Origin of the sequence: Pseudomonas berkeleyensis, from assembly GCF_014109765.1 — a bacterium.
Lineage (GTDB): Bacteria > Pseudomonadota > Gammaproteobacteria > Pseudomonadales > Pseudomonadaceae > Aquipseudomonas > Aquipseudomonas berkeleyensis.
This window is the reverse complement of record NZ_CP059139.1, coordinates 732830-758721: the sequence shown is the minus strand read 5'-3', so window position 1 is coordinate 758721 and position 25892 is coordinate 732830. Positions and strand designations below refer to the sequence as shown.

17 protein-coding genes and 1 riboswitch are annotated in these 25892 nt (G+C 63.0%); of the genes, 14 read left to right on the top strand and 3 right to left on the bottom strand.

Annotated elements, in window-relative coordinates; translation table 11 throughout:
* Positions 1 to 72 precede the first annotated feature (72 nt).
* Positions 73 to 405, bottom strand: coding sequence for a DMT family transporter (locus tag HS968_RS03490; protein ID WP_119692023.1), 333 nt, complete (start codon positions 403 to 405; stop codon positions 73 to 75).
* Between the two features lie 89 nt (positions 406 to 494).
* Here HS968_RS03490 and HS968_RS03485 point away from each other — a divergent pair, with 89 nt between their 5' ends.
* Together HS968_RS03485 and waaA are read left to right on the top strand one after the other, a co-directional pair.
* Positions 495 to 1382, top strand: coding sequence for a LysR family transcriptional regulator (locus tag HS968_RS03485; protein WP_119692024.1), 888 nt, complete (start codon positions 495 to 497; stop codon positions 1380 to 1382).
* Between the two features lie 43 nt (positions 1383 to 1425).
* Positions 1426 to 2691, top strand: a complete 1266-nt coding sequence (gene waaA, locus HS968_RS03480; RefSeq protein ID WP_182370164.1) for a lipid IV(A) 3-deoxy-D-manno-octulosonic acid transferase — start codon at positions 1426 to 1428, stop codon at positions 2689 to 2691.
* A 156-nt stretch (positions 2692 to 2847) separates the two neighbouring features.
* Here the strand turns inward: waaA and HS968_RS03475 are convergent, their stop codons facing one another.
* Entirely contained in the window at positions 2848 to 4284 is a 1437-nt protein-coding gene (locus tag HS968_RS03475; RefSeq protein WP_182370163.1) for a TolC family outer membrane protein, read from the bottom strand.
* Between the two features lie 220 nt (positions 4285 to 4504).
* Positions 4505 to 4611, top strand: a riboswitch (TPP riboswitch).
* A gap of 95 nt (positions 4612 to 4706) precedes the next feature.
* Between HS968_RS03475 and thiC the strand changes: the two genes are divergently transcribed.
* Complete coding sequence (gene thiC, locus HS968_RS03470; RefSeq protein WP_182370162.1) at positions 4707 to 6590, top strand: phosphomethylpyrimidine synthase ThiC; 1884 nt, start codon at positions 4707 to 4709, stop codon at positions 6588 to 6590.
* A 45-nt stretch (positions 6591 to 6635) separates the two neighbouring features.
* Here the strand turns inward: thiC and HS968_RS03465 are convergent, their stop codons facing one another.
* On the bottom strand, positions 6636 to 7319 hold the full coding sequence (locus HS968_RS03465) for a response regulator transcription factor (protein ID WP_119692028.1): 684 nt from the start codon (positions 7317 to 7319) through the stop codon (positions 6636 to 6638).
* 80 nt (positions 7320 to 7399) lie between these two features.
* On the opposite strand from HS968_RS03465, the gene HS968_RS03460 reads away from it, so the two are divergent.
* The 11 genes from HS968_RS03460 (at position 7400) to parC (ending at position 25794) form a co-directional block, all read left to right on the top strand.
* Positions 7400 to 9409 carry a sensor histidine kinase gene (locus HS968_RS03460; protein ID WP_182370161.1) on the top strand — a complete coding sequence of 670 codons (2010 nt, stop codon included), beginning with the start codon at positions 7400 to 7402 and terminating at the stop codon, positions 9407 to 9409.
* Between the two features lie 151 nt (positions 9410 to 9560).
* Complete coding sequence (locus HS968_RS03455) at positions 9561 to 11309, top strand: ShlB/FhaC/HecB family hemolysin secretion/activation protein (protein ID WP_182370160.1); 1749 nt, start codon at positions 9561 to 9563, stop codon at positions 11307 to 11309.
* 11 nt (positions 11310 to 11320) lie between these two features.
* The gene (locus HS968_RS03450; RefSeq protein WP_182370159.1) at positions 11321 to 17281 is read left to right on the top strand and encodes a hemagglutinin repeat-containing protein; all 5961 of its coding nucleotides are present in this window, start codon (positions 11321 to 11323) and stop codon (positions 17279 to 17281) included.
* An 82-nt stretch (positions 17282 to 17363) separates the two neighbouring features.
* On the top strand, positions 17364 to 17981 hold the full coding sequence (locus HS968_RS03445; RefSeq protein WP_182370158.1) for an NUDIX domain-containing protein: 618 nt from the start codon (positions 17364 to 17366) through the stop codon (positions 17979 to 17981).
* Positions 17972 to 18424 (top strand): DUF1249 domain-containing protein, encoded by a 453-nt coding sequence (locus HS968_RS03440; RefSeq protein WP_119692033.1) that lies wholly within the window; start codon positions 17972 to 17974, stop codon positions 18422 to 18424. Before HS968_RS03445 ends, HS968_RS03440 begins: the two co-directional genes overlap by 10 nt.
* A 206-nt stretch (positions 18425 to 18630) precedes the next feature.
* Entirely contained in the window at positions 18631 to 19446 is an 816-nt protein-coding gene (cpdA, locus tag HS968_RS03435) for a 3',5'-cyclic-AMP phosphodiesterase (RefSeq protein WP_182370157.1), read from the top strand.
* Between the two features lie 61 nt (positions 19447 to 19507).
* Positions 19508 to 20119, top strand: coding sequence for a YqiA/YcfP family alpha/beta fold hydrolase (locus tag HS968_RS03430; RefSeq protein WP_179623733.1), 612 nt, complete (start codon positions 19508 to 19510; stop codon positions 20117 to 20119).
* Between the two features lie 15 nt (positions 20120 to 20134).
* Positions 20135 to 22033: a DNA topoisomerase IV subunit B gene (parE, locus tag HS968_RS03425; protein ID WP_119692035.1), complete on the top strand. Its 1899-nt coding sequence runs from the start codon at positions 20135 to 20137 to the stop codon at positions 22031 to 22033.
* Complete coding sequence (locus tag HS968_RS03420) at positions 22033 to 23016, top strand: esterase-like activity of phytase family protein (protein ID WP_182370156.1); 984 nt, start codon at positions 22033 to 22035, stop codon at positions 23014 to 23016. The genes parE and HS968_RS03420 overlap by 1 nt, the downstream gene beginning before the upstream one ends.
* Positions 23013 to 23537 carry a retropepsin-like aspartic protease family protein gene (locus HS968_RS03415; RefSeq protein ID WP_182370155.1) on the top strand — a complete coding sequence of 175 codons (525 nt, stop codon included), beginning with the start codon at positions 23013 to 23015 and terminating at the stop codon, positions 23535 to 23537. The genes HS968_RS03420 and HS968_RS03415 overlap by 4 nt, the downstream gene beginning before the upstream one ends.
* A gap of 7 nt (positions 23538 to 23544) precedes the next feature.
* Entirely contained in the window at positions 23545 to 25794 is a 2250-nt protein-coding gene (parC, locus tag HS968_RS03410; RefSeq protein WP_182370154.1) for a DNA topoisomerase IV subunit A, read from the top strand.
* The last annotated feature ends 98 nt before the right edge of the window (positions 25795 to 25892 follow it).

Below are 25892 nucleotides of genomic sequence, written 5' to 3'. Positions count from 1 at the left end.
CAGGCAACACCCGTAGGCTGTCACGGGGTCGCCCAGGTCGCACGCACCGAAGGCCTCAGGTACGCACGGGACTCAGTGGCCGGTGGAACTAGAGAACAGCTGGATCACCACCACGCCGCTGACAATCAACCCCATGCCCAGCACCGCAGGCAGATCGAGCTTCTGCTGGTAGATGAACAGAGCGGCGATGCTGACCAGCACAATGCCCAACCCCGCCCAGATGGCGTAGGCGATACCCACCGGGATGGTGCGCACCACCAGGGTCAACATCCAGAAGGCGATACCGTAGCCGCCAATGACCAGCAGCAACGGCAGCGGCTTGCTGAAGCCATCGATAGCCTTCATTGAGGTCGTGGCGACCACTTCGGCCGCGATGGCAATGGCGAGATAGAGGTATCCGGGCATGACGGCGACTCCTGAAAGATGGCCGCCATTCTAAGAACTCCCATGATGGGATAAAGTCATTACCTATCTATATTTGAGATAGGCTGGCCATGAACTGGAATCTCGATCAGCTGCAGCTGTTCGTCCGCACCGCCGAATGCCGGTCATTCTCAGCGGTAGCGCGTGAGGTCGGACGCGCGCAGTCGGCCGTCAGCACCGCCATCGCCCTGCTGGAAAGCGATCTTGGCGTCACCCTGTTCGAACGCAGCAGCGGGCGCCAGCCTCAGTTGACCGAGGCGGGGACGGCCCTGCTGGAGCAGGCCCGTAGCGTATTGCAGCAATGCGAACGCCTGGATGGCCGCGCGCTCGGCCTGGCCCGAGGCGAGGAGGCACGTCTGCGCCTGGCGCAGGACGAAGCCATGCCCTATCAACCGGTACTGGCCAGCCTGGAAGCACTCGCCGACGCCTTTCCCCTGCTCGAAGTGCAACTGTCCAGCGGCGCGCAGGGCGACGTGGCGCGCAAGCTGCTGCAGCACCAGGCCGACCTGGGCCTGCTGTTTCACCACGGGCAGATGCCAAGGGAACTGGAGAGCCAGCGCCTGGGCACCATCGAGATGGTCACGGTATGTAGCCCGCAACATCCGCTGGCGGGGCTCGATAGCGTGGAGCGCCGCGACCTGGCCGAACACCGTCAGTTGCTGATGACCCCGCAAGACAGCCATTACCCCGGCGGTGAACAGATCAGTCCGCTGGCGTGGCGCGCCGACAGTTTCTACGTGATGGCCGAGCTGGTCATCCGCGGCCTCGGCTGGGCCTGGCTGCCCCGACACGTAGCGCAGTATCCGACCTACCAGGGCCACTTGCAGGAGCTGCGCAGCGACTGGGCGCCGCTGCCGCTGGTGGTGGAGCTGGTATGCCGACGTGACGGGGCGCTCGGCCCCGCGGCCAACTGGCTGGCTGATTGTCTGGCGCGCGAACTGCTGCGTCCGCAGGTATGACCGCCCTTCCAGCGCACCGCCGGCGGCGATAAGCTGCGCCCCCATGAACAGACTCCTCTATACCCTGCTGCTGCACCTGGCCTTGCCCCTGATCGCCCTGCGCCTGGCGCTGCGCGCGCGCAAGGCACCGGCTTACGCTCACCGCGTCAAGGAGCGCTTCTCCCTTGGCCTGCCCGCGATGAAGCCAGGCGGCATCTGGGTACACGCGGTATCGGTCGGTGAAAGCATCGCCGCTGCGCCCATGATCCGCGCGCTGCAGGCGCGTTATCCCGAACTGCCGATCACTGTCACCTGCATGACCCCGACCGGCTCCGAGCGCATCCAGGCGATGTTTGGCGGCAGCGTGCAACACTGCTACCTGCCCTATGACCTGCCCTGGGCCGCCGCACGCTTTCTCGATCGCGTACAGCCACGCCTGGCCGTGGTGATGGAAACCGAACTGTGGCCGAACCATATCCATCAATGTGCCAAGCGCGGCATCCCGGTGGCCTTGGCCAACGCGCGCCTGTCCGAGCGCTCGGCACGCGGTTACGCGCGCTTTCGCAAGCTGACGGCACCGATGCTCGCCGAGCTGTCGCTGATCGCGGTGCAGACCCAGGCCGAAGCTCAGCGCTTTCTCGACCTGGGTGCACGCCCTGACTGCGTGGAGGTGACCGGCTCGATCAAGTTCGATCTGAAGATCGATGCCGAACTGTTGCAGCGTGCTGTCGAGTTGCGCCGCCAGTGGCAGGCCGAGCAACGCCCGGTGTGGATCGCCGCCAGCACTCATGCCGGTGAAGACGAAATCATCCTCGCCGCTCATCGCCAGCTACTGGGCACATCACCCGACGCGCTGCTGCTCCTGGTACCGCGTCACCCTGAGCGCTTCGACTCGGTCTATGAGCTCTGCATCAAGCAAGGGCTGACGACACGCCGCCGCTCCACGGGTGAATCCGTGCAGGCCGGCGACCAGGTGCTGCTGGGCGACACCATGGGTGAGCTGCTGTTTCTCTACGCGCTGGCGGATATCGCCTTCGTCGGCGGCAGCCTGGTGGTCAACGGTGGGCATAACCTGCTGGAGCCAGCCGCTTTGGGCAAACCGGTACTGAGCGGTCCGCACCTGTTCAACTTCCTGGAAATCGCCGCGCAGTTGCGTGAGGCCGGAGCGCTGGGCGAGGCCGAAAACCAAACGCAGCTGGCAGAAAAAGTTGCGCAGTTGTTGAGCGAACCTGACGCGGTGCAGCGCATGAGCCAGGCCGGTCTGGCTGTACTCAAGGCCAACCAGGGCGCGCTGGAGCGGCTGCTGGAGGGGTTACGCCGCCTGATGTAGCCCGGATGCAATCCGGGGGGAGCATCAGCGGCTGAATACCGCGCGCACCGCAGCCGAACCCCCGATATCGCCGGTGCGCGCGGCGCACCCTACGGGATGAGCGCCATAAACAAAAAGCCCGACTTGCGTCGGGCTTTTTGGCTTGCAACGAGCGACTCAGAAGTCCTGATTGTTCTTCAGGCGCTCTTCAGCGGCGGATGCCAGATCCGGCGGCAGGAAGTCCTTGTCCGGGTTGTAGTCCGGCTTGAGGAAGCTACCCAGGGCCTCCAGGTCAGCCGGGCTGAGGGTGCCGGCGGCCTGCTTCAGGCGCAGGTTGTTGAGGATGTAGTCGTAGCGTGCATCGTTGTAGTTACGCACGGCGCTGTACAGCTGGCGCTGGGCATCGAGCACGTCGACGATGTTGCGGGTACCGACCTGGTAACCGATCTCGGTGGCTTCCAGCGCGCTCTGGTTGGAGATGATCGACTGACGACGCGCCTGCACGGTTTCCACGTCGGTGTTCACCGCGCGGAACAGGTTGCGGGTGTTCTGCACCACCTGGCGACGCAGGCTCTCACGCAGTTGCTCGGTCTGGCCCAGACGCTGATAGGCCTCGCGCACTTGCGAGCTGGTCAGGCCACCGCTGTAGATCGGGATATTCAGTTGCAGGCCGATGGAGCGCTGCGAAACGTCACCGCTGTAACGAGGGAGCCCGCCGGAATTGGTGAAACCCAAACTGTCGTTGTCGCCCTGCTGGTAGCTGGCCACCGCATCCAGGGTCGGCGCATGGCCGGCCTTGCGCTGACGCAGGTTTTCCTCGGCAGCCGTCACGGCGTAAAGGCTGGCTTGCAGGTTGAGGTTCTGCGCGGCGGCGGTATCGACCCAGGACTTGGCGTCGTTCGGCGTCGGCGCCAGCACCGGCAAGCTGTGGACGATCCCTTCGACAGCCACATAATCACGGTGGGTCAGGGTCACCAGAGCTTCGAAGGCATCATCCACCGCGCGCTCAGCGAGCAGGCGGTTGGCGCGTGCGGTATCGAACCCTGCTTGCGCTTCGAGCACATCGGTCTTGTCAGACAGGCCAACGTCGAAACGCTCATTGGCCTGATCCAGCTGACGTTTGAATGCGGCTTCTTCGGCCTTGGTCGAGGCTAGGTTGTCCTGAGCGCGGAGCACGGCGAAGTAGGTTTCAGCGCTCTGCAGGATCAGATTCTGCTCCGTAGCGGACAACTCCAGCGAAGCCTGCTCGCTGGTAGCCTCGGCCGCCTGCAGCTGGAACCAGCGGTCGGCGCGGAACAGCGGCTGGCTGAGGTTGGCCTGGTACACCAGGCCACTGCGCGAAATGGTCGCACTGGGGGAGTCGAGTTCGGTGCGCGTGTCGCCGTAGTTGGCGCCGGCCGACAGGTTGGGCAGCAAGCCGGCACGCGCCTGCGGTACCACTTCGCGACGGGCCTGATAATCGGCGCGGGCGGCGGCGATATCGGCATTGTTCTTCGCCGCTTCCTGATACACGGTGACCAGGTCGGTCTTGCTGGACAGCGGGGCCTCTTCGGCCTGAACCAGGCCGACCGAAGCGGCGGCCACGGCAATGGCCAGGGAAAGTCTGCGCAACATGGATGTCGATCCTTGAATAGGCGGTAATCGGCAAGGCTACGGGGCGCCACAGGCGGGGGTCAAGCGCGCCATGGATGGCATCAGTCTAGCTGGCGGCAAGCTATGTTGCTCGTCGGGAACAATCCGCCATCATCAGCAGCATTAGTCGCTTTCCGACGCACGGGTCGAACTTTATTGACCGCCGAGTTGGTTTTCTCTCATCAGCTTGTTTAGACTGCCCGAGTTCTTGTCGGGGTGCCCCAAATGCGGGGCTGAGATTGGCAGCTGCCGGATCCCGTTGAACCTGATCAGGTTAAGGCCTGCGTAGGGAACAAGATGTCCTCGCCAGTAGACCGGCGAGTCCTCTCGGCACCGCCAGTGGTGCGCCTTCGCCCCTCCTCTTTTCAGGTTCTGCTCCGACAACCATCCCGGAGAGAGCCTTGATGAGCGCACAACAACAAAAGAACCTGAGTGAATCTGCACAGGTCGATCAACAGTCGGTAAAGCCCTTCCCCCGTTCGCAGAAAGTCTATGTACAGGGCTCACGCCCGGACATTCGCGTGCCGATGCGTGAGATCAGCCTGGACGTCACCCCGACCGACTTCGGCGGCGAGATCAACGCGCCTGTCACCGTCTACGATACCTCCGGCCCCTACACCGACCCGAACGTCACCATCGATGTGCGCAAGGGCCTGGCCGATGTGCGTAGCGCCTGGATCGAAGATCGCGGTGATACCGAGAAACTGCCGGGCCTGTCTTCCGAGTTCGGCCAGCGCCGCCTGAACGATGCCGAGCTGACTAAGATGCGCTTCGCCCACGTGCGCAATCCGCGGCGGGCCAAGGCCGGGCATAACGTCAGCCAGATGCACTACGCCAAGAAGGGCATCATCACGCCTGAGATGGAATACATCGCCATCCGCGAAAACATGAAGCTGGCCGAGGCCCGTGAAGCCGGCCTGCTCAACGAACAACACACTGGCCACAGCTTCGGCGCCGCCATCCCGAAAGAGATCACCCCGGAGTTCGTGCGCAGCGAAGTCGCCCGTGGCCGCGCCATCATCCCGGCCAACATCAACCACGTGGAGCTGGAGCCGATGATCATCGGCCGCAACTTCCTGGTGAAGATCAACGGCAACATCGGCAACTCGGCGCTGGGTTCCTCCATCGAGGAAGAAGTGGCCAAGCTGACCTGGGGCATCCGCTGGGGCTCGGACACCGTGATGGATCTGTCCACCGGTAAGCACATTCACGAAACCCGCGAGTGGATCATCCGCAACTCGCCGGTACCGATCGGTACCGTGCCGATCTACCAGGCACTGGAGAAAGTCGGCGGCATTGCCGAAGACCTGACCTGGGAGCTGTTCCGCGACACCCTGATCGAGCAGGCCGAACAAGGCGTCGACTATTTCACCATCCACGCCGGCGTGCTGCTGCGCTATGTGCCGCTGACCGCCAAGCGCGTCACCGGCATCGTCAGCCGTGGCGGCTCGATCATGGCCAAGTGGTGCCTGGCGCATCACAAGGAAAACTTCCTCTACACCCATTTCGAAGACATCTGCGAAATCATGAAGGCCTACGACGTGTCCTTCTCTCTGGGTGATGGCCTGCGCCCCGGCTCGATTGCCGACGCCAACGACGCCGCACAGTTCGGTGAACTGGAAACCCTCGGCGAGCTGACCAAGATCGCCTGGAAGCACGACGTGCAGTGCATGATCGAAGGCCCTGGCCATGTGCCGATGCAACTGATCAAGGAAAACATGGACAAGCAGCTCGAATGCTGCGACGAGGCGCCGTTCTACACCCTCGGCCCGCTGACCACCGATATCGCGCCGGGCTATGACCACATCACCAGCGGCATCGGTGCGGCGATGATCGGCTGGTTCGGTTGCGCCATGCTCTGCTACGTCACGCCCAAGGAGCACCTGGGCCTGCCGAACAAGGATGACGTCAAGACCGGCATCATCACCTACAAGATCGCCGCGCACGCTGCCGACTTGGCCAAGGGGCATCCCGGCGCGCAGATCCGCGACAACGCACTGTCCAAGGCGCGCTTCGAGTTCCGCTGGGAAGACCAGTTCAACCTCGGCCTCGACCCGGACACCGCGCGCGCATTCCATGATGAGACGCTGCCCAAGGAATCGGCCAAGGTGGCACATTTCTGCTCCATGTGCGGACCGAAGTTCTGCTCGATGAAGATCACTCAGGAAGTGCGTGAATACGCCAAGGAAAATGGACTGACCGACGAACAGAAGGCCATCGAGGCTGGCTTCGCCGAGCAGTCCGAGCGCTTCAAGGAAGAAGGCGCGGTGATTTACCGACAGGTCTGACGATCAGCCTGCCAAAGCCCCTTTCATGCAAAGGGGCTTTTTCTTTCAGGATCGCACCGACGCCCCGCCATAGAAGCAGTAACCACTGTTACGCAGGGTCTTGATGGGCAACTCCGTTCCTGCGTTGTCCAACACCTTGCGCCTCAACCGCTTCATCTGAGTATCCAGACGCCGCTGGTCGTAGCTCAGGTAATCGCCGCCCAGTGCCTGGATGATCTGCCGACGACTGATGCTTTCACCGGGAGCAGCCATCAGACAACGCAGCACCAGCATATCCTGTTGTGACAGCGACACCTGCGAGCCATCAGGCAGACGCAGGCGGCGCGGGCCGATTTCCAGGCACCATGCCAGCTGGCTGTGGCTCAACTCCAGACGGCGGCACAACGCTTCCAGGGTTGCGGAGAGTTCTCCCAGGTCACACCCCTTGGCGAGGTAATGATCTGCACCGATACCCAGTCCTTCGATCTTGTCCAGGGTGGAGCCGCGTGCGCTGAAGACCACCACACCAAGCCGATCCCCAGCGTTGCGCAACTGCTCGATCAGCGCCAGACCACTGCCATCAGGCAGGCCAACATCAATCACCGCCAGGCGATGGCGTCCGGCCTCGAAGGCCGCGTCGAATTCCGCCAGGGAGGTCACGAAGGTCACGCGATAGCCGATCTCACCGAGAAAATCGGCAAGCTCAGCCCCCAGCACGGGGTCGTCTTCGAGAAAAATCAGATCGATCATACTTGCCAAACTCATTCACTGGCGGCTTCATAGCCCTGCCGCCCATGATCCTCAAGCCTTGAGACTCCTCACCCCCAGGCATGTTCAGACTCCCTCCTCTGCTATTGCTGCTCATCCTGTTGTTGCCGTCGACGCTGCAGGCTGCCGCGTTGCACCTGGACGATACCAAACCGATGTTCAGTACCGCAGGTTACCTCGAGGGCCTGGCAGACCCGGGTGGACAGCTCGATGTCGCCCAGGCGAATGCCGCGCAAGGGTGGCAGAAACTGCCCAGCAACCTCAATGCCGGCTATACGCCAGACACCTATTGGCTGCGCTTGCAACTGGACGTTCCCCAACCCCTTCCAGGTGGATGGATGCTCCATCTGAGCAACGCGCTACTGGACGATGTGCGCATCTACATCTGGCGCCCCAGCGGCTGGCAGCTGCTCGGGCTCAGCGGCGAGAACGTGTCTCGCAGCGAGTGGCCTGTCGACTACCGCAGTGCAGTGATCCCGTTCGAGCCGACAGAGGCGGGCCAACATACATTGCTCATCAGGCTTGAAAGCAAGAACTCGCTGGCGACGCGCGTGGAGATCTGGCAGCGCCTGGCCTTCGATGACAACTCTCGACGCGAGGGCCTGTTCTTCGGCCTGCATTTCGGATTCTACCTGCTGCTGATCGGCCTGCACGCGATCTTCTGGGCTACAACCCGTAGCAAGATGAGCGGCCTGTTTCTCTTATACGTCAGCCTCAGCCTGCTCAACGAAGTCTTGAGCCTGGGGCTGATTCAACAGATCAGCGGCCTGCCCGTGACATGGAGCGATCGCATCCTCGGGGCCGGTTTCGCCTGCAACCTGCTGGTCGGATTTCGCGTATCGATGCAGCAGTTGGGCATGCCGATACTCTATCCACGAACCAGCCGGTGGATGGATCACGCCATCAAGGTCGCAGCGCTCTATTGCCTGAGCATGGCCCTGCTCAACCAGTACGCCCTGAGCGTAGTGCCGGTTCTGCTCCTGGGTCTGGTGATGATGGTCGGCTTCAGCGGCATGTGCATCCGGCTGCTGATACGCGGTTATCGACATGCCAGGTTCTTTGCCCTGGCGTTCGGCGTCTTCTATGCAGGATTGCTGATCGGCTTCCTGCGCAACCTTGGCTACCTGCCGGTCAACCCGGGAACCGAACTGGCGACGACGATCGCCACCATGCTGCACATGATTCTGCTGAGCCTGTGGCTGATCGCTCGCTACGAGCGCAAGCGCCGCTCGCGCGAACGCTGGCAGGCCAACCGTGCCGCCAACATGGCTCAGCAGCACAGCCAGGAACTGACCCGTGAAGTGGAACAGCGCACCGCTGACCTGCGCAAGGAGATACACCGTCGCGAGTTGCTCGAACAGGAACTGCGCAATGCGCTGGAGCTCGAACAACGCGTGCGCACCGAGCAACAGGACTTCGTCGCCATGGTGTCTCACGAATTCCGCACGCCACTGGCGATCATCACCACCCTGTCGCAGCGCATCGAACAGAGCACACCGCCACAGACACCGAAGAATACTGAGCGCTGCCAGCAGATACGCGACGCGGCCTCGCGCCTGCTGGCACTGGTCGACGAATACCTGAACGACGACCGCATGAGCGAGTCGATCGTCGAGTTGAAGCACGCGCCTTACAATTTGCCCGTACTGCTGCATGAGCTCAGCGGCGACTTCGCACCGGGCAGGATTCGTAATCGCTTCAACTACCGGCCCGAAGGGCTCGTCACCGATGTGGGCCTGTTACATATTGCCCTGCGTAACCTGCTGGCCAATGCCGACCGCCATTCGCCCAGCGATGAAACCGTCGAAGTCGAGGTCAATGAAGACGGCGACTTCCTTCTCATCGACATCTGCAACGTATCCAGCAAGATTCCCGCGCACGAGCGGGAACGTCTGTTCCGCAAATACTTTCGCGGACAGAACGCCAAACACGCTACAGGCGCGGGGCTGGGTCTGTATCTGGTGAAACGCATCAGCGAAATGCTCGGCGGCGACGTGACCCTGCTCTCGGCAGGCGGTGAGCAGGGCGTCTGCTTCCGTCTGCGTCTGCCGAAAACCCCAGCCATTCAATAACCAAGCAGAATAATCAACTACTGCTCAGATTTGCTCAGCCCCCCGCTACCAAAGACCAATAGACTCATCGCAAATTGCCATCACTCTTGTAGTACGAGCGAGCGGGTCTGCCATGCCGAATCTCCACGTCCCCTCATGCCGCTTTTCCGGCATGCCCTCCACAACCGCTTCACGTACACGCCAATCGACCTCCACGCTGCTTAACGGTCTGTTCATCCTGCTGCTCAGCTCCACCAGCGCAACCGCCTTGGCGCAGACGCCCAGTGATGTGGAGGCCGCGGCACGCCAGGCCGAACGCCTGCAGAACGAGATGAACCAACGTATCCAGCAGCAGCGCCTGCAGGATCTGCAATCGGATCAGCCCCCCACTCGCCTGCAAGTAGTGCCACCTACGCCCCGCCCACGCGACTCGGCAGCTTGCCGGGACATCAGCGTGGTCGAGATTCAGAACGCCGAACAGCTGCCCGAGCGCGTTCGTCGCGACATTCAGGAGAGCTATCAAGGCCGCTGTCTGGGCGTCGCCGAGATCGAGCAACTGCTGGCCGACGTCACCGCCGCGTACATGACACGTGGCTACGTGGCCGCACGCGCCTACCTGCCAGGCCAGGATCTGAGCCAGGGCACCTTGATCATCGAAGTCGAAGAAGGCCAACTCGAGCGCATCGACATCAACGATGGTGACAAGCGCTCCATCTCACCCGGCAACGTGTTTCCCGGCAAGGTCGGCGAACCGCTCAACCTGCGTGACCTGGAGCAGGCGCTGGATCAGATCAATCGCCTGTCGTCGAACAACGCCACCATGGAAATCCTGCCAGGCACCCAGCCAGGCGACAGCCTGGTGCGCTTCAACAACGATCCGGGGCAGCCGTACCACCTGAATCTCACGTATGACAACAACGGTCAGAAGGCTACCGGTCGCAATCAGCTGGGGGTCAACCTGGGGTTGGACAACCTGCTGGGCTTCAACGACTTCCTCAGCCTGACCCACCGCCGCGCCCAGCCCTACGAAAGCGGCAAACGCTCGTCCTATTTCAACAACCTGACCTACGTCCTGCCCTGGGGCTACAACACCTTCAGCCTGAGCCTCTCCGATTCCGAGTACGCCAGCCTGCTGAAAGCCCCCAGTGGCACCAAGCTGAAAACCAACGGCGATTCGCAGACCTACACCCTGCAGATGGATCGCGTGCTCTGGCGCGGCCAGTCCGGCCAATGGAACCTGTCTGGCGCACTGACCCAGAAAGAACAGGGCAACTACCTCGAAGACATCCTGCTGGAGGTCAGCAGCCGCCGCCTGAGCGTATTCGACCTCGACTCCAGCTACACCACGCGCGTACTCGGCGGCGCCCTCAGCCTGAACCTTGGCTTGGCCCGTGGCCTGCACCTGTTCAGTTCGCTCAAGGACGCCTCCAACCTGCCCGACTGGGCACCACGCGCGCAATTCACCAAATACAAGTACGGGTTCGGCTACTACCGCCCCTTCGAACTGCTTAACCAGGAGCTGAGCTTCAACAGCCAGTTCAGCGGCCAGCATGCCCGCGACGTGCTCTACGGCTCGGAGCGCATCTCCCTCGGCAGCCTCTACACGGTGCGCGGTTTCAACGAGGAGTCGATTGCCGGCGATCACGGTTACTACTGGCGCAACGAGCTGGCCCTGACCCATCGCTTCAGCCTGCCCAATGGCCGCCCTGCGCTGCTGCGCCCCTTCGTCGGACTCGATTACGGCAAAGCCTGGAACCGCGAGAACGAATCCGCTGGCGACCTCAGCAGCGCCTCACTCGGCGTGGGCGTCATGACCGGCCCGGTCAACCTCAACCTGACGCTGGCGCACCCGCTCGACTCCCCCAAATATGAAACGGATCAGGGCGACACCCTGGCCTTCAGCCTCAGCCTTTCCCTCTGAAGGAAGATGACATGAACCATATTTATCGCATCGTCTGGAACAGGGTTCGCAACGCCTTCATGGTGGTGGCGGAGAACGTCGGCAGCGGTGGCCGCAGCGCCAGCGGCTCGGGTCGCGGCCCAGTGGGCTCGGTTGGCCTGTTCGCACTCAGCGCACTTGGCGCTTCGATCTTCGTCGGCTCGGTACATGCAGCCGGCGTCGAGGTTGCCAGCGGTAATACCCAAGTCTTCCAGGCGCCGAACGGCGTCCAGGTCATCGACATAGCCACCGCCAACAAGGCCGGTGTCTCGCACAACCGCTACATCCACTACAACGTCGATCCGAGCGGCCAGATTCTCAATAACAACTCGGCACTGACCCGTGCCGGCGCGCTGCAATCGCAGCTCGGCGGGCAGATCGTGCCCAACGTCAACCTGACCAACGAAGCGCGGGTGATCCTCAACGAAGTGGTCGCGCCCAATCGTTCTTCGCTCAAGGGCTACACCGAGGTGGTCGGCGGCAAGGCCGACGTGATCGTGGCCAACCCCTACGGCATCACCTGCTCGGGCTGCGGCTTCATCAACACCGACCGTGCCACCCTGACCACCGGTGTACCCACCATCGGTGGCGACGGCCGCGTGGCCGGTTTCAACGTCAACCGGGGTGACATCCTGGTCGAAGGCACCGGCCTCGATGGCCGCAACCAGAAAGTGCTGGATCTGGTGGCACGCTCGGTGAAGATCGATGGCCAGATCAACGGCCAGGACGTGGCCGTGGTGGCCGGCAGCAACACCTACGGCTATGCCGACCGCAGCACCACGGCTCAGGCTCCAACCGGCGATACGCCGTTGTACGCCATCGACTCCACCGCCCTGGGCGGCATGTACGCCAACCGCATTCAGTTACTGGCCACAGAGAACGGCGTCGGCGTGCGCATGCGCGGCGAAGCGGCGGCCAGCGCCGATGACTTCGTGCTCAGCGCATCGGGCAAGATCGAAATCAACACGCGCATCAGCGCCGAACGCGATATCACACTGAGCAGCTCGACCTCCGGCGAATCGATTCGCGTCGAAGGCGAGAGCACCCAGTTGACCGCCAAGCGCGACATGGTCATCACGGCCCAGGCAGGCCAAGTGGTGCTGGACGAGTCGACCCTGACCGCCAGTCGCGACCTCACCCTGACCGCCGCCAGCCTCAACGACAGTGGCACGGGCGACAAGCGTTACGCCGGGCGTGATGCGCGTATCGAAACCACCGACAGCACACAGATCACCGGCAGCACCTGGGGCGCCGGCGACGACCTGGCCATCCGTGCCGCCAGCCTGACGGTGAACGATGGGGCCAACCTCTACAGCGGTGCCGATGCCCAGGCGACCGGCAAGTCCCTGACGCTGACCACCACCAGCGGCAACCTGCGCCTGAACGATGCCAAGGTACAAAGCAACGGCAAGCTGAAGCTCGACTCCGCCGCGGCCCTGAACACAGGCAGCAACACCGAGATCAAGAGTGTCGGCGACTACGACGTGACAGCGATCGGCGCCATCGACAATGCCGGCAAGCTGCTCGGCGCCACAGCGGGCCAGATCAAGGCCGGTGGTAGTCTGACCAACAGCAACGTGCTGCATGCGGGCGGCGACCTCAAGGTCGAGGCACGTTCGATCAACAACACCAGTACCGCCGGCCTGTCGTCACTACAGGAACTGAGCCTGGAGGCCACTACCAATATCGACAACTCAGGAGCCTTCTACGCTGGCGAGCATCTGTCGCTGAAGGCTGGCGACAAGGTGCAGAACCATAGCAGCGGCACTGTCGACAGCAACGGCAGCATGGCCACCGACAGTGCGCGCTTCATCAACAACGGCGCCGTCGTCGGCGTTGGCGATATCCACATCAAGGCCAGCCAGTCGTTCGTCAACGAAACCCTGTGGAGCGGTGGTAGCCTGACCAAACAGGATGGTTCGCCGACCTATGGCAACGTCATCAGCTCAGACAAGATCGCCAACTCCGGGTGTTTTCTGGGCATCTGCAAGGGCATCGATGCCTGGATGTATGACGTCCAGTACACCTACAACGAGCAACTGGTCGGCCTGACCCTGACCCAGCTACAGGCGCTGCAGAAAGCCCAGATCATCTCCAATGGTGCCGGCAGCAAGCTGACCATCGACTATGGCAACAGCGGCCAGAACAAGGTCGGCGTCATCTCCGCAGCCAATGTCGAGATCGGCGGCAGCGGCACCTTCCGCAACGAAGAACTGGCGCTCTACCACTACACCAAGGTGCTGCGCTGGATCGATAACGATGACGGCAGTGTTGGCTGGGTTCGTGTCGACCCCGATCGTTTCTGCTATGACGGCGGCCCGGCAAACTGTGTGGGTCGTGACGACGGGCTGCCCAACAGTCCTGACGACGACGGCACCAGTTGGGGCGACTGGAATCCCGGCTGGGGATGGGAACGCGTACCCGATAGCCAAGCCTATGCAGAGGGCATCCGCGGGGGCGTCTTCAGTGACGCCGAAGTGATCGGCCGCAGCGGTGCCGGCATCTACGCCACCAGCCTGAACTTCACCAGTGGCACGCTGGAGAACGTCGGCTCGCCCTGGCCGGAGGATGAGGGCAAGGCCCGCCTCGGCAGCCAGCTAGGCACCAGCGTCAACAATCCTGGCATCGGTGCTCCGAGCATCACGCTGCCGACCAACCCCAACGGCTACTACGTCCCCAACAAAACGCCGGGTGCCAAATACCTGGTGGAAACCAACCCGAACTTCGCCGTGGGCTCGAACTTCGTCGGCTCCGATTACCTGGCCGAGCGCTATGGCTTCAACCCGGACACCGTGCAAACGCGCCTGGGCGATGCCAACTACGAGGCTTACCTGATACGGCAGCAATTGATCCAACAGACAAACAACAACGTGATCGCCGGCTATGACAACGAAGCGGATCAGATGAAACGCCTGATGGATCAGGCCTATGCCCAGGGCAAGTCACTCGGCCTGGAATTCGGCAAGACCCCGACCGCCGCGCAATTGGCAGGGTTGACCGAAGACATCGTCTGGATGGAAGAGTCCGTCGTCGAAGGTCAGAAAGTTCTCGTACCCAAGGTCTACCTGGCCGCCAGCACTGTGGCAGCACTCGAGGCGGGCGCGGTGATCGCCGCACGTGACACCCGCATCAGCGGCGAAGGCCTGAGCAACACCGGCGGCACCATCTCCGGCAGCGGCAGCCTGACGGTGGAAACCCGTGGCGACATCACCAATACCAGCGGCACTATCAAGGGCGGCAATGTCGATCTGAAGTCCACCGAGGGCAGCATCCGCAACGAAACCCTGGCCGTCGGCCAGGGCGACGGCACCACCTACACCACCGCTATCGGCAAGACCGGCAGCATCCAGTCCACCAGTGATATGAGCCTGGACGCGGCGCGCAACATCGAAGTGATCGGTGCCGATATCAGCTCACAAGGCAATGCCTCGCTGAATGCCGGTGGCGACATCACCGTCGACACCATCGTCGACAAGAACACCACCACCAGCTACACCGAGAGCGGCGGATTCCTCAGTTCCAGCAGCACCCGCACCTCGGTCAGCAGCGAGACCAACATCGGCTCCGGCCTGAACATCAAGGGTGATCTGAAGACCCGCAGCGGTGGCGACACCACCATCGCCGGCAGCGAGGTCAATGTTGGCGGCGACCTGGATGCCGAGGCCGATGGCAACTTCAACGTCGTTGCCCGTCAGGACAAGCTGACCGTCGATACCCAAACCTCGAAGTCCGGCCTTGGCGTCGGTGGCGGCCTGTATGGCAGCCAGAAGACCACTGTCAACGACTTCACCGGCACCAACGTCGGCTCCACGCTCAACGTCGGCGGCAACGCCAACGTCAAGGCCAGCGAGCAGATCGTCGTGCAGGGCTCGGAAGTCAATATCGGCGGTGATGCCAGCCTCGACGGCAAGCAAGGCATCGCTATCCTCGACGGTCTCGACGAACGCCGTACCGACACCAAGGTTGAGACCACTACGTTCCTCAAGATCGATAGCTCCTCCGGGGCATCGGCCGGCACCGAGACCGCAGCCAGTCGTCAGGGTGCCAGTGCCAGCGCCCAGGCCAGCGCCAACAACAGCACCAACGTCAAGCTGGCGGAAACCAGCACCACGGTGACCAACACCGGCAGCAACACCAGTGTGGCGTCCAATCTCAATGTTGGCGGCAACCTGTCGATGCGCAGTGAAGGGGCCGTGACGGTTCAAGGCTCCAACGTCGAAGCCGGCGGCGATCTGGATGTTGATGCGAAAGACATCAACGTGCTCACCGGGCGCAATGAAAGCTGGAGCGAGAGCAACACCACGCGCACCTCGATCGGCATCTACGTCGACTCCAAGGCTGGCGCCGAGGCCTCGGCCAATGCCAACAGCGATGGTACCGGCAATGCAAAAGCCGAAGCCAAGGCTGAAACCACCGCCACGGCCGGCGCCCGCCACGAGCGTGAGCAGTCCTCCAGCTACGACCTGGTCAATAGCGCATCGAGCCTGAAGTCCGGCGGCAACATGAACCTCAAGGCCAGCGACACCGCTACCTTCCAGGGTGCCCAGGTATCGTCCGGCGGCGACATGAACATCGAAGCGCAGGACATCCGCAACGTCGCCGCTCAGGACATCAGCACCAGCAGCAGCAGTGCCGAAACCCACACTGCCGGCCTCTATGTGGGTGCCAGTGCCGAGGCCAGCACCGAAGCCGGCGTCGACAAGAACGGCCAGGCCAAAGCATCGGCCAGCGCCAGTGCCGAAGCCAGCGCTGGTGTGCGCCAGGCGACCGAAAAATCCAACAACAGCAGCACCTCGATCACCCAGGTGACCAACAGCTTCACCTCCGGCGGCAACTTCAACCGCACCGCGCAGAACACCATCGTCGACCAGGGCACCCAGGTCGAAGCGGCCGGCAATATCAGCCAGTCCGCCCGCGAGATTCGCGACGAGGCGGTGTCGGATCAGAGTTACTCGTCGGAAAGCTCTTACAGCCACGACGCCCGCGTGGGTGCCTATGTCGGCGCCGAAGCCAAGGCCAGCACCGATGAAGGCGCCAGCGCCGGCACCGGTTACGGCGCCAAGGCATCGGTGGAGGGCGAAGACAACAAGGCCTCCGAGCAATCCAGCACCGCCGTCACCAGCCGCTTCAAGGCCGGCGGCAGCATCTCCTCCAGTTCCACGGAGAATACCACGCTGGTCGGTACCAGCTTCGAAGCTGGTGAGGACATCAATATCCAGGCCGGCTCGCTGGATATCCAGGCCGCTCGCGACACCAGCAGCAGTTCGAGCAGCAGCAAGTCGCTGAACGCGGAGGTGAAGGTCGGTACCGACGGCGCCAGCGTCGAAGCGGGCCTCGAGGCAGAGAACGCCAAGGAAAACACCTCCACCGCCCGTACTGCGAGCCTCAATGCTGGCGGCAAGCTGAACATCAGCACCACGGGCGATGCACGCTTCGAAGGAACGGAACTCAACAGCGGTGGCGACACGACCATCGGAGCCGGCGGCAACGTCGAGTTCGCGGCGGCGCGTGATACCTCCAGCAGTTCGTCGAACAACCTGTCGCTGAGCGTTTCCGCCTCCGATGACGGCGAAGGCGAGCAGAGCGGCGAAGGCTCCATAGGTGGCGGTCTGAGTCGCAGCAACTCGAACCAGGCACGCACAGGCTCGATCAACTCCGGCGGCAACGTCACGGTAACCTCCGGCGGCGACACTACGCTGCAAGGCACTCAGGTGCAGTCGACAGGCGATACCAATCTGTCCGCTGGCGGCCAGGTGCGCATGGAGTCAGCCGAGAGCAGCTCGTCCGAAGTGGGCGTACAGGCAGGCTTCTCGGCCAAGGCCAGCAAGGACAAGGAGGGCGAAGAGAGCGGCGGCAGCTCGGCAGCAGCCTCGGTGAACGTGGGCAGCCAGAAGGGCAGCAGCGCCACAACGATTCGCTCCGGTGGCGAGACACGTATCGAACAGGGGCGCTGATCAGGGGGCTGTTTCCACGCCGCAGGCGCGCTAGGATGTTGTAAGGCGCGTATTCCAGCGCGCCTGCAGTGGGGGAAACACAATGAGCGAAACCTTCAAGCCCGACGCTGATGCGGTCGACATCATCGAGCGCGAGACCTGCTTCCGCGGGTTCTATCGCCTTGAACGGATCAAGCTGCGCCATCGTCAGTACGCTGGAGGCATGGGCCCGCAACTCACCCGTGAATTGTTCGTGCGCCACGATGCCGTGTGCGTGCTGCCCTATGATCCACAACGTGATGAAGTGGTGCTGATCGAGCAGTTTCGCGTGGGTGCCATGGAGAAGGTCGCCAATCCTTGGTTGCTGGAGCTGGTGGCAGGCCTGATCGACAAGGACGAAGAGCCTGAGGAGGTTGCGCGCCGCGAAGCCATCGAGGAAGCCGACCTGACGCTCACCTCTCTGTGGCCGATCACCCAGTACTTCCCGTCGCCAGGCGGTTCCAACGAGCGCGTGCACTTGTTCGTCGGCCGCTGCAGCAGCGAAGGTGCCGGCGGCGTACATGGCCTGGCCGAAGAAGGCGAAGACATCCGTGTGCAGGTGATGGCATTGGAGGACGCTCTGAGCGCGGTACGCGACGGACGCATCGACAATGCTGCCAGCATCATTGCCCTGCAGTGGCTGGCCCTGAACCGCGAAGAAGTGCGGGGAATGTGGTCGTGAATCTGCTGCGCGAGCGCTATCGGGTCGACCTGGTCGAGCTGCAAGCGGCTTGCGAAGCCAATTATGCGCGCCTGATGCGCCTGCTACCGCGCATGCGTGAGCACACCGAGAGCCGCCGCGTCGCCCTGAGCCAGGGCGAACACTTGCTCGGCGTGCTGGCCCTAGATGTGCTGGAGAGTTGCCCTTACACCACGACGCTGCGTGTACGCCAGGAACACAGCCTGCCCTGGCTGCCGGTGCCGCAGTTGGAGGTACGGGTGTACCACGACGCCCGCATGGCCGAGGTGGTGAGCGCCGAGAACGCCCGGCGCCTGCACATTCGCTACCCCTACCCCAACGCCGCCATGCATCAGCCGGACGAAAAGAGCCAGCTCAATCTGTTCCTCGGCGAATGGCTCAGTCATTGCCTGGCCTGCGGTCACGAACCACAGCCGGTGATATAACACCTTACGACAAGCGATCAAGCTTTCTCCCCCCCCTGCCGATAGCGCCCCGTACGCTGTTCTTGCCTCCAACTCACAAGGATCAGCGCGAAGGTGCGCAAAAAATGCCCTCGGCGTTTTTTTCTGTGATCTGCGTCCGCTTGCCGGGTTTTCCCTTTGCCGCGGCAACCACCATAATTCACTCGATAATGCCTTAGGAGATGGTCTTGCCGAGCCTGTCCACCCCATCCACGAATCACTCGGTTCTGCTGGTGCAGCTATCCGACAGTCATCTGTTCGCCGAAGCGGACGGCAAGCTGCTGGGCATGGATACCCGCGACAGCCTGCAACGGGTGATCGAACGGGTACTGCAGGAACAGCCGCAGATCGACCTGATCCTGGCCACGGGCGATCTTTCGCAGGATGGCAGCGAAGCCTCCTATCAGCGCTTTCGTCAGCTCATCAGCGGCATCGGTGCGCCTAGCCGCTGGCTGGCCGGCAACCATGACGAAACGCCACCCATGCAGTCAGCCTGTAAAGGCAGCCCGCTACTGGAGCCGGTAATCGACCTCGGCGCCTGGCGCATCGTCATGCTCGACTCCTCGATCCCTGGCGCAGTGCCCGGCTTCCTCGCCGACAACCAGCTCGAACTGCTCGAACGCGCCCTGAGCGAAGCCCCGCAACGCCATCACCTGATTTGCCTGCACCACCACCCGGTGTCCATCGGCTGCAAATGGATGGAGCCCATTGGCCTGCGCAACGCCGATGTGCTGTTCGCCATCTTGGGCCGCCACCCACAGGCGCGCGCGGTGCTCTGGGGGCATATCCATCAGGAGTTCGACCAGATGCGCGGTAACCTGCGCCTGCTCGCCTCGCCCTCGACCTGCGTGCAGTTCACGCCGGGTAGCGAAGACTTCCAGGTCAGTAACGAAGCCCCCGGTTACCGTTGGCTGCGCCTGCATGCCGACGGCACGCTGGAGACCGGCGTATCACGTGTCACCGGCATCCATTTCGAAGTGGATTACAGCGTCAAGGGTTACTGACATACCCCCAATCAGCTTGAAGCTTGCAGCTTGAGGCCCCGGACGAGTAGCCTCCCGCTCCATGACCGCATCCATCCTCTATATACATGGGCTGAACAGCTCGCCAGCCTCGCACAAGGCCAGCCAGTTGAGCCGCGCCATGGCCCATCTGGGCCTGGCAGAGCAACTGCGCGTGCCGCCCCTGCATCACCATCCGCGCCAGGCAATGGCCCAGTTGCAAACACTTGTCAGCGAGCTGGGTTCGCCACTTCTGGTGGGCAGTTCCCTGGGCGGTTATTACGCCACCTACCTGGCCGAGCAACATGGCCTCAAGGCACTGCTGATCAACCCGGCCGTAAGACCGCACCTGCGTTTCGACGGTTATCTGGGGCCGCAGAAGAACTACTACAGCGATGAAACCTGGGAGCTCACCCAGGATCACGTCGATGCCCTGGCTGAATTCGACGTTGCGCCGCCCACCGACACGACTCGCTATCAGGTCTGGCTACAGACCGCCGACGAGACCCTCGACTACCGCGACGCCGAGCGCTACTACCGCGCCTGCGCGCTGCGCATCCAGGCGGGTGGCGACCATGGTTTCCAAGGCTTCGCCGAACGCCTTCCGATACTCTTCGCTTTTGCCGGTATTAACGCCACACTCTGGCGCGATATCGACTTTTCCGCATTCAATTGACGAACAAGAGACCCTATGGCCCAGCAGAACGCCTATAACGCAGACGCCATCGAAGTCCTTTCCGGCCTCGACCCGGTGCGCAAGCGCCCGGGCATGTACACCGACACGACACGCCCCAACCACCTGGCTCAGGAAGTCATCGACAACAGCGTCGACGAAGCCCTGGCCGGCCATGCCAAATCGATCCAGGTGATCCTCCATGAGGACAACTCCCTGGAAGTGCTCGACGATGGCCGTGGCATGCCGGTGGACATCCACCCGGAAGAAGGCGTGCCGGGTGTCGAACTGATCCTCACCAAGCTGCACGCCGGCGGCAAGTTCAGCAACAAGAACTACCAGTTCTCCGGCGGTCTGCACGGCGTCGGCATCAGCGTGGTCAATGCCCTGTCGACTCGCGTGGTGGTCACCGTCAAACGCGACGGCAACGAATACCAGATGAGCTTCGCCGATGGCTTCAAGGCCAGCGAGCTGGAAGTCATCGGCACGGTGGGCAAACGCAACACCGGCACCAGCGTGCACTTCTGGCCGGACGCCAAGTATTTCGACTCCTTCAAGTTTTCCATCAGCCGCCTCAAGCACGTGCTCAAGGCCAAGGCCGTACTGTGCCCAGGCCTGAACGTCAGCTTCGAAGACAAGGCCTCCGGCGAGAAGGTCGAATGGCACTACGAGGACGGCCTGCGTTCCTACCTGGTCGATGCCGTCAGCGAGTTCGAGCGCCTGCCTGCAGAGCCATTCTGTGGCGCATTGGCCGGCAACAAGGAAGCCGTGGACTGGGCGCTGCTGTGGCTGCCCGAAGGCGGCGACGCGGTGCAGGAAAGCTACGTCAACCTGATTCCCACCGCGCAGGGCGGCACCCACGTCAACGGCCTGCGTCAGGGCCTGCTCGACGCCATGCGCGAGTTCTGCGAGTTCCGCAACCTGCTGCCACGCGGGGTCAAGCTGGCCCCGGAAGACGTCTGGGAACGTATCGCCTTCGTCCTCTCGATGAAGATGCAGGACGCCCAGTTCTCCGGGCAGACCAAGGAGCGTCTGTCCTCGCGCGAGGCGGCCGCATTCGTCTCCGGCGTCGTCAAGGATGCCTTCAGCCTGTGGCTCAACGCCAACCCGGAAACCGGCCTGGCACTGGCCGAACTAGCAATCAGCAACGCTGGCCGCCGCCTCAAGGCCGGCAAGAAGGTCGAGCGCAAGAAAATCACCCAGGGCCCGGCACTGCCCGGCAAGCTGGCCGACTGCGCGGGCCAGAACCCGCTGCGCTGCGAGCTGTTCCTGGTCGAGGGTGACTCCGCCGGCGGCAGCGCCAAGCAGGCGCGCGACAAGGAATTCCAGGCGATCATGCCGCTGCGCGGCAAGATCCTGAACACCTGGGAAGTCGATGGCAGCGAAGTGCTGGCCAGCCAGGAAGTGCACGACATCGCCGTGGCCATCGGTATCGATCCTGGCTCCAGCGACCTCAGCGGGCTGCGCTACGGCAAGATCTGCATCCTCGCCGATGCCGACTCCGACGGCCTGCACATCGCCACCCTGCTCTGCGCCCTGTTCGTCCGTCACTTCCGCCCGCTGGTGGATGCCGGTCACGTCTACGTGGCGATGCCGCCGCTGTACCGCATCGACCTGGGCAAGGAGATCTTCTACGCCCTGGACGACGCCGAGCGCGACGGCATCCTCGATCGCCTGGTAGCCGAAAAGCGCCGCGGCAAACCGCAGGTCACCCGCTTCAAGGGTCTCGGCGAGATGAACCCGCCACAACTGCGCGAAACCACCATGGATCCCAATACGCGGCGCCTGGTGCAACTCACGCTGGAAGACTTCGAAGGCACCCGCGAAGTGATGGACATGCTGCTGGCGAAAAAACGCGCTGGCGACCGCAAGAGCTGGCTGGAAACCAAGGGTAACCTGGCCGAGGTACTGGCCTGATGCGCAATCACCTCCTTGCACTCGGTCTGTTGGCTGGCGCCGCGAACGCCGAGCCAGTAGTGCTGGAAGAGCTGAAGCTGCAGGCGGAATACCCGGTGACGGAAATGCCCAGTGGCAACCTGTCGGGCCTGGCCATGTGCGGCGAAACGTTGTGGGCAGTGTCCGACCGCGATGACGACCGCATCTATCAACTGCATCGCGAAGAGGGCCTGCTACGCGCCGAAGCGGAAACCTTCATCCCCCCCGAGCCACCCGAGAGCGCCCTGCCCTGGGGCCTGCGCATGCGCAACTGGGCTGCCAGCCTGGTGCGTGGCGGCAAGCTGGATTTCGAGGGCATATCCTGCGACGCGCAGGGCAATCGCTACCTGGTCAGCGAAACCCGCGCCACCGTGCTGCAAATCGCCAGCAATGGCAGCGCACAGTGGCTCAACCTGCCCAGCGGGCTGGTTCGCCAGGCACGCGCCAGCGGTATGCTGCTGCACTTCAATCAGGGTTTCGAGGGCATTGCCATCGACCCGACAGGTGATCGCCTGTGGCTAGCCGCCGAACAGCGCCGCCGCGGCCTCGCCGTATTGCATCGTCGCGGCAGCAGCTGGCGCTGCACCGGGGGCTGCGTGCTGAACAGCGAAAGCGGTACCGAGGCTTCTCCAGAAGCCCTGGGCGGCCATATGGCACCGCGCGACTTCTCCGGCCTGGCCTACTTCGAGGAGAAACTCTTTACCCTCGAGCGTCAGGCGCATCGCGTCTGCCGACGCACGCTGAGCGATGGCGTAGCAGAAATCTGCTGGTCATTCGCAGCCGAAGCCTTGACGGAGCCACGCCGCTACACGCCGAACTACGGCATGGCCGAAGCGCTGTGGGTCGACAAGGAAGGTGCCTGGATTGGCGTCGACAATGGCAGCCAGACCCGCGCCGATGGCGAAGAGCGCCCCATCGTCTGGCGTTTCGCTGCGCCCAAGGGCGGCTGGAGCCGGCGTCCGTGAGCGAACAGGCACCTGGTCGTCGTGCCGGACGAGTCATGCTGGTGCTCGCCTGGGGCGCCGGCCTGCTGCTGGCCACGCACTTCTTCGGAAACTGGGAAGATAGCCAGCGCAACCCCAACCAGATACCGCAGTCGGTGCATGGTGATGGTTTCGTCGAAGTGAGCCTGGCCAGCAGCCGGCAGGGGCATTACGTGGTCAATGGCCAGATCGATGGGCATGACGTGACCTTTCTGCTCGACACCGGCGCCACTCAGGTTGCGATACCGAGCGCAGTGGCCGAACGTCTTGGCCTGCAACGTGGTGCGCCGATCATCATCAGCACCGCCAACGGCCGTGCCACCGGGCACCGTACACGCCTGGACAGCCTGCGCCTGGGCGATATCGAACTGCGTGACGTCGCAGCATTGATCGCCCCCGGCATGGACGGCGACGAAGTGCTGCTGGGCATGAGCGCCCTGAAACAACTCGAATTCAGTCAAAAGGGCGGCACCCTGGTGCTGCGCCAATCAACCTTGCAATGAGGCCCGCATGAGCGAATCCCTCGATTTGAGCCTGGAAGGCGTTGAACGCCGGTCACTCGCCGATTTCACCGAGCAGGCTTATCTCAACTACTCCATGTACGTGATCATGGATCGCGCCCTGCCGCACATCGGCGACGGCCTGAAACCCGTGCAGCGCCGCATCGTCTATGCCATGAGCGAATTGGGCCTGGACGCCGACTCCAAGCACAAGAAATCCGCCCGTACCGTCGGTGACGTGCTCGGCAAGTTCCACCCGCACGGTGACAGCGCCTGCTACGAAGCCATGGTGCTGATGGCGCAGCCGTTCAGCTACCGCTACACGCTGGTCGACGGCCAGGGCAACTGGGGTGCGCCGGACGATCCCAAGTCCTTCGCTGCCATGCGCTATACCGAAGCGCGTCTGTCGCGTTACTCGGAAGTGCTGCTCACCGAACTCGGCCAGGGCACCGTCGACTGGGTACCGAACTTCGACGGCACGATGAACGAGCCGGCGACCCTGCCGGCACGTCTGCCCAACCTGCTGCTCAACGGCACTACCGGTATCGCCGTGGGCATGGCCACCGATGTGCCGCCGCATAACCTGCGCGAAGTCGCCGCCGCCTGCGTGCGCCTGCTGGACGAGCCCGGTGCCACCGTCGAGCAGCTCTGCGAACATATCCAAGGCCCGGACTTCCCTACCGAAGCCGAGGTCATCACACCCAAGGCTGACCTGCTGAAGATCTACGAGACCGGTCGTGGCTCGGTGCGCATGCGCGCCGTCTATCGCGTGGAAGACGGCGACATCGTCGTCACCGCGTTGCCCCATCAGGTTTCCGGCGCCAAGGTGCTGGAGCAGATCGCCGCACAGATGCAGGCCAAGAAGCTGCCAATGGTCGCCGACCTGCGTGACGAGTCGGATCATGAGAACCCGACCCGCATCGTCATCATCCCACGCTCCAACCGCGTCGATGCCGACGAACTGATGACCCACCTGTTCGCCACCACCGATCTGGAGTCCAGCTACCGGGTCAACACCAACGTCATCGGCCTCGACGGCAAGCCGCAGGTCAAGGATCTGCGCACCCTGCTCAGCGAATGGCTGGTGTACCGCGTCGGCACCGTGCGCCGCCGCCTGCAGTTCCGCCTGGACAAGGTGGAGAAACGCCTGCACCTGTTGGAAGGCTTGCTGATCGCCTTCCTCAACCTCGATGAAGTCATTCGCATCATTCGCACCGAGGATTCGCCCAAGCCGGTGCTGATGGACACCTTTGGCCTCACCGACGTGCAGGCCGACTACATCCTCGACACCCGCCTGCGCCAATTGGCACGCCTGGAAGAAATGAAGATCCGTGGCGAGCAGGACGAACTGGCCAAGGAACGCGAGAAACTGCTGGCTCTGCTCGGCAGCGAAGCCAAGCTGAAGAAGCTGGTGCGCAAGGAAATCATCGAGGACGCCGAGAAGTACGGCGATGACCGCCGCTCGCCGATCGTCGCCCGCGCCGAAGCCAAGGCCCTGTCGGAAACCGAGCTGATGCCGACCGAACCGGTCACCGTGGTGCTCTCGGAAAAAGGCTGGGTACGCTGCGCCAAGGGCCATGACATCGACGCCACCGGCCTGTCCTACAAGGCCGGCGACGGCTTCAAGGCCGCCGCACCAGGCCGCTCCAATCAGTACGCCGTGTTCATCGACTCCAGCGGGCGCAGCTACTCGCTGGCAGCCCACTCGCTGCCATCGGCCCGTGGCCAGGGCGAACCGCTGACCGGCCGCCTGACACCGCCGCCGGGCGCCACCTTCGAATGCGTAATGCTGCCGGAAGACAGTGCCCTGTACGTCATTGCCTCCGATGCCGGCTACGGTTTCGTGGTCAAGGGCGAGGATCTGCAAGCCAAGAACAAAGCGGGTAAAGCGCTACTGAGCCTGCCCAATGGCGCCAAGGTCGTTGCCCCCAAACCAGTAACGAATCTGGAAGACGATTGGCTGGCCGCAGTGACCACCGAGGGTCGTCTGCTGCTGTTCAAGGTCACGGATCTACCGCAACTGGGTAAAGGCAAGGGCAACAAGATCATCGGTATTCCTGGCGAACGTGTGGCCTCGCGTGAGGAGTATCTGACCGATCTGGCCGTGCTGCCCAGCGGCGCCAGTTTGGTTTTGCAGGCCGGGAAGCGTACCCTGACACTCAAAGCCGACGACCTGGAGCACTACAAGGGCGAGCGCGGCCGCCGTGGCAACAAGCTGCCGCGCGGGTTCCAGCGCGTCGACCAGCTTCTGGTGGAATAGCGTCGGCAACACGCCCCGTTCTTCCGGGATATCCGCGCTACCGGCAGGCAGTCAAGGCTGGAGTCGTAGCGCGGTTTGACGGATGATACGCGCCCTGG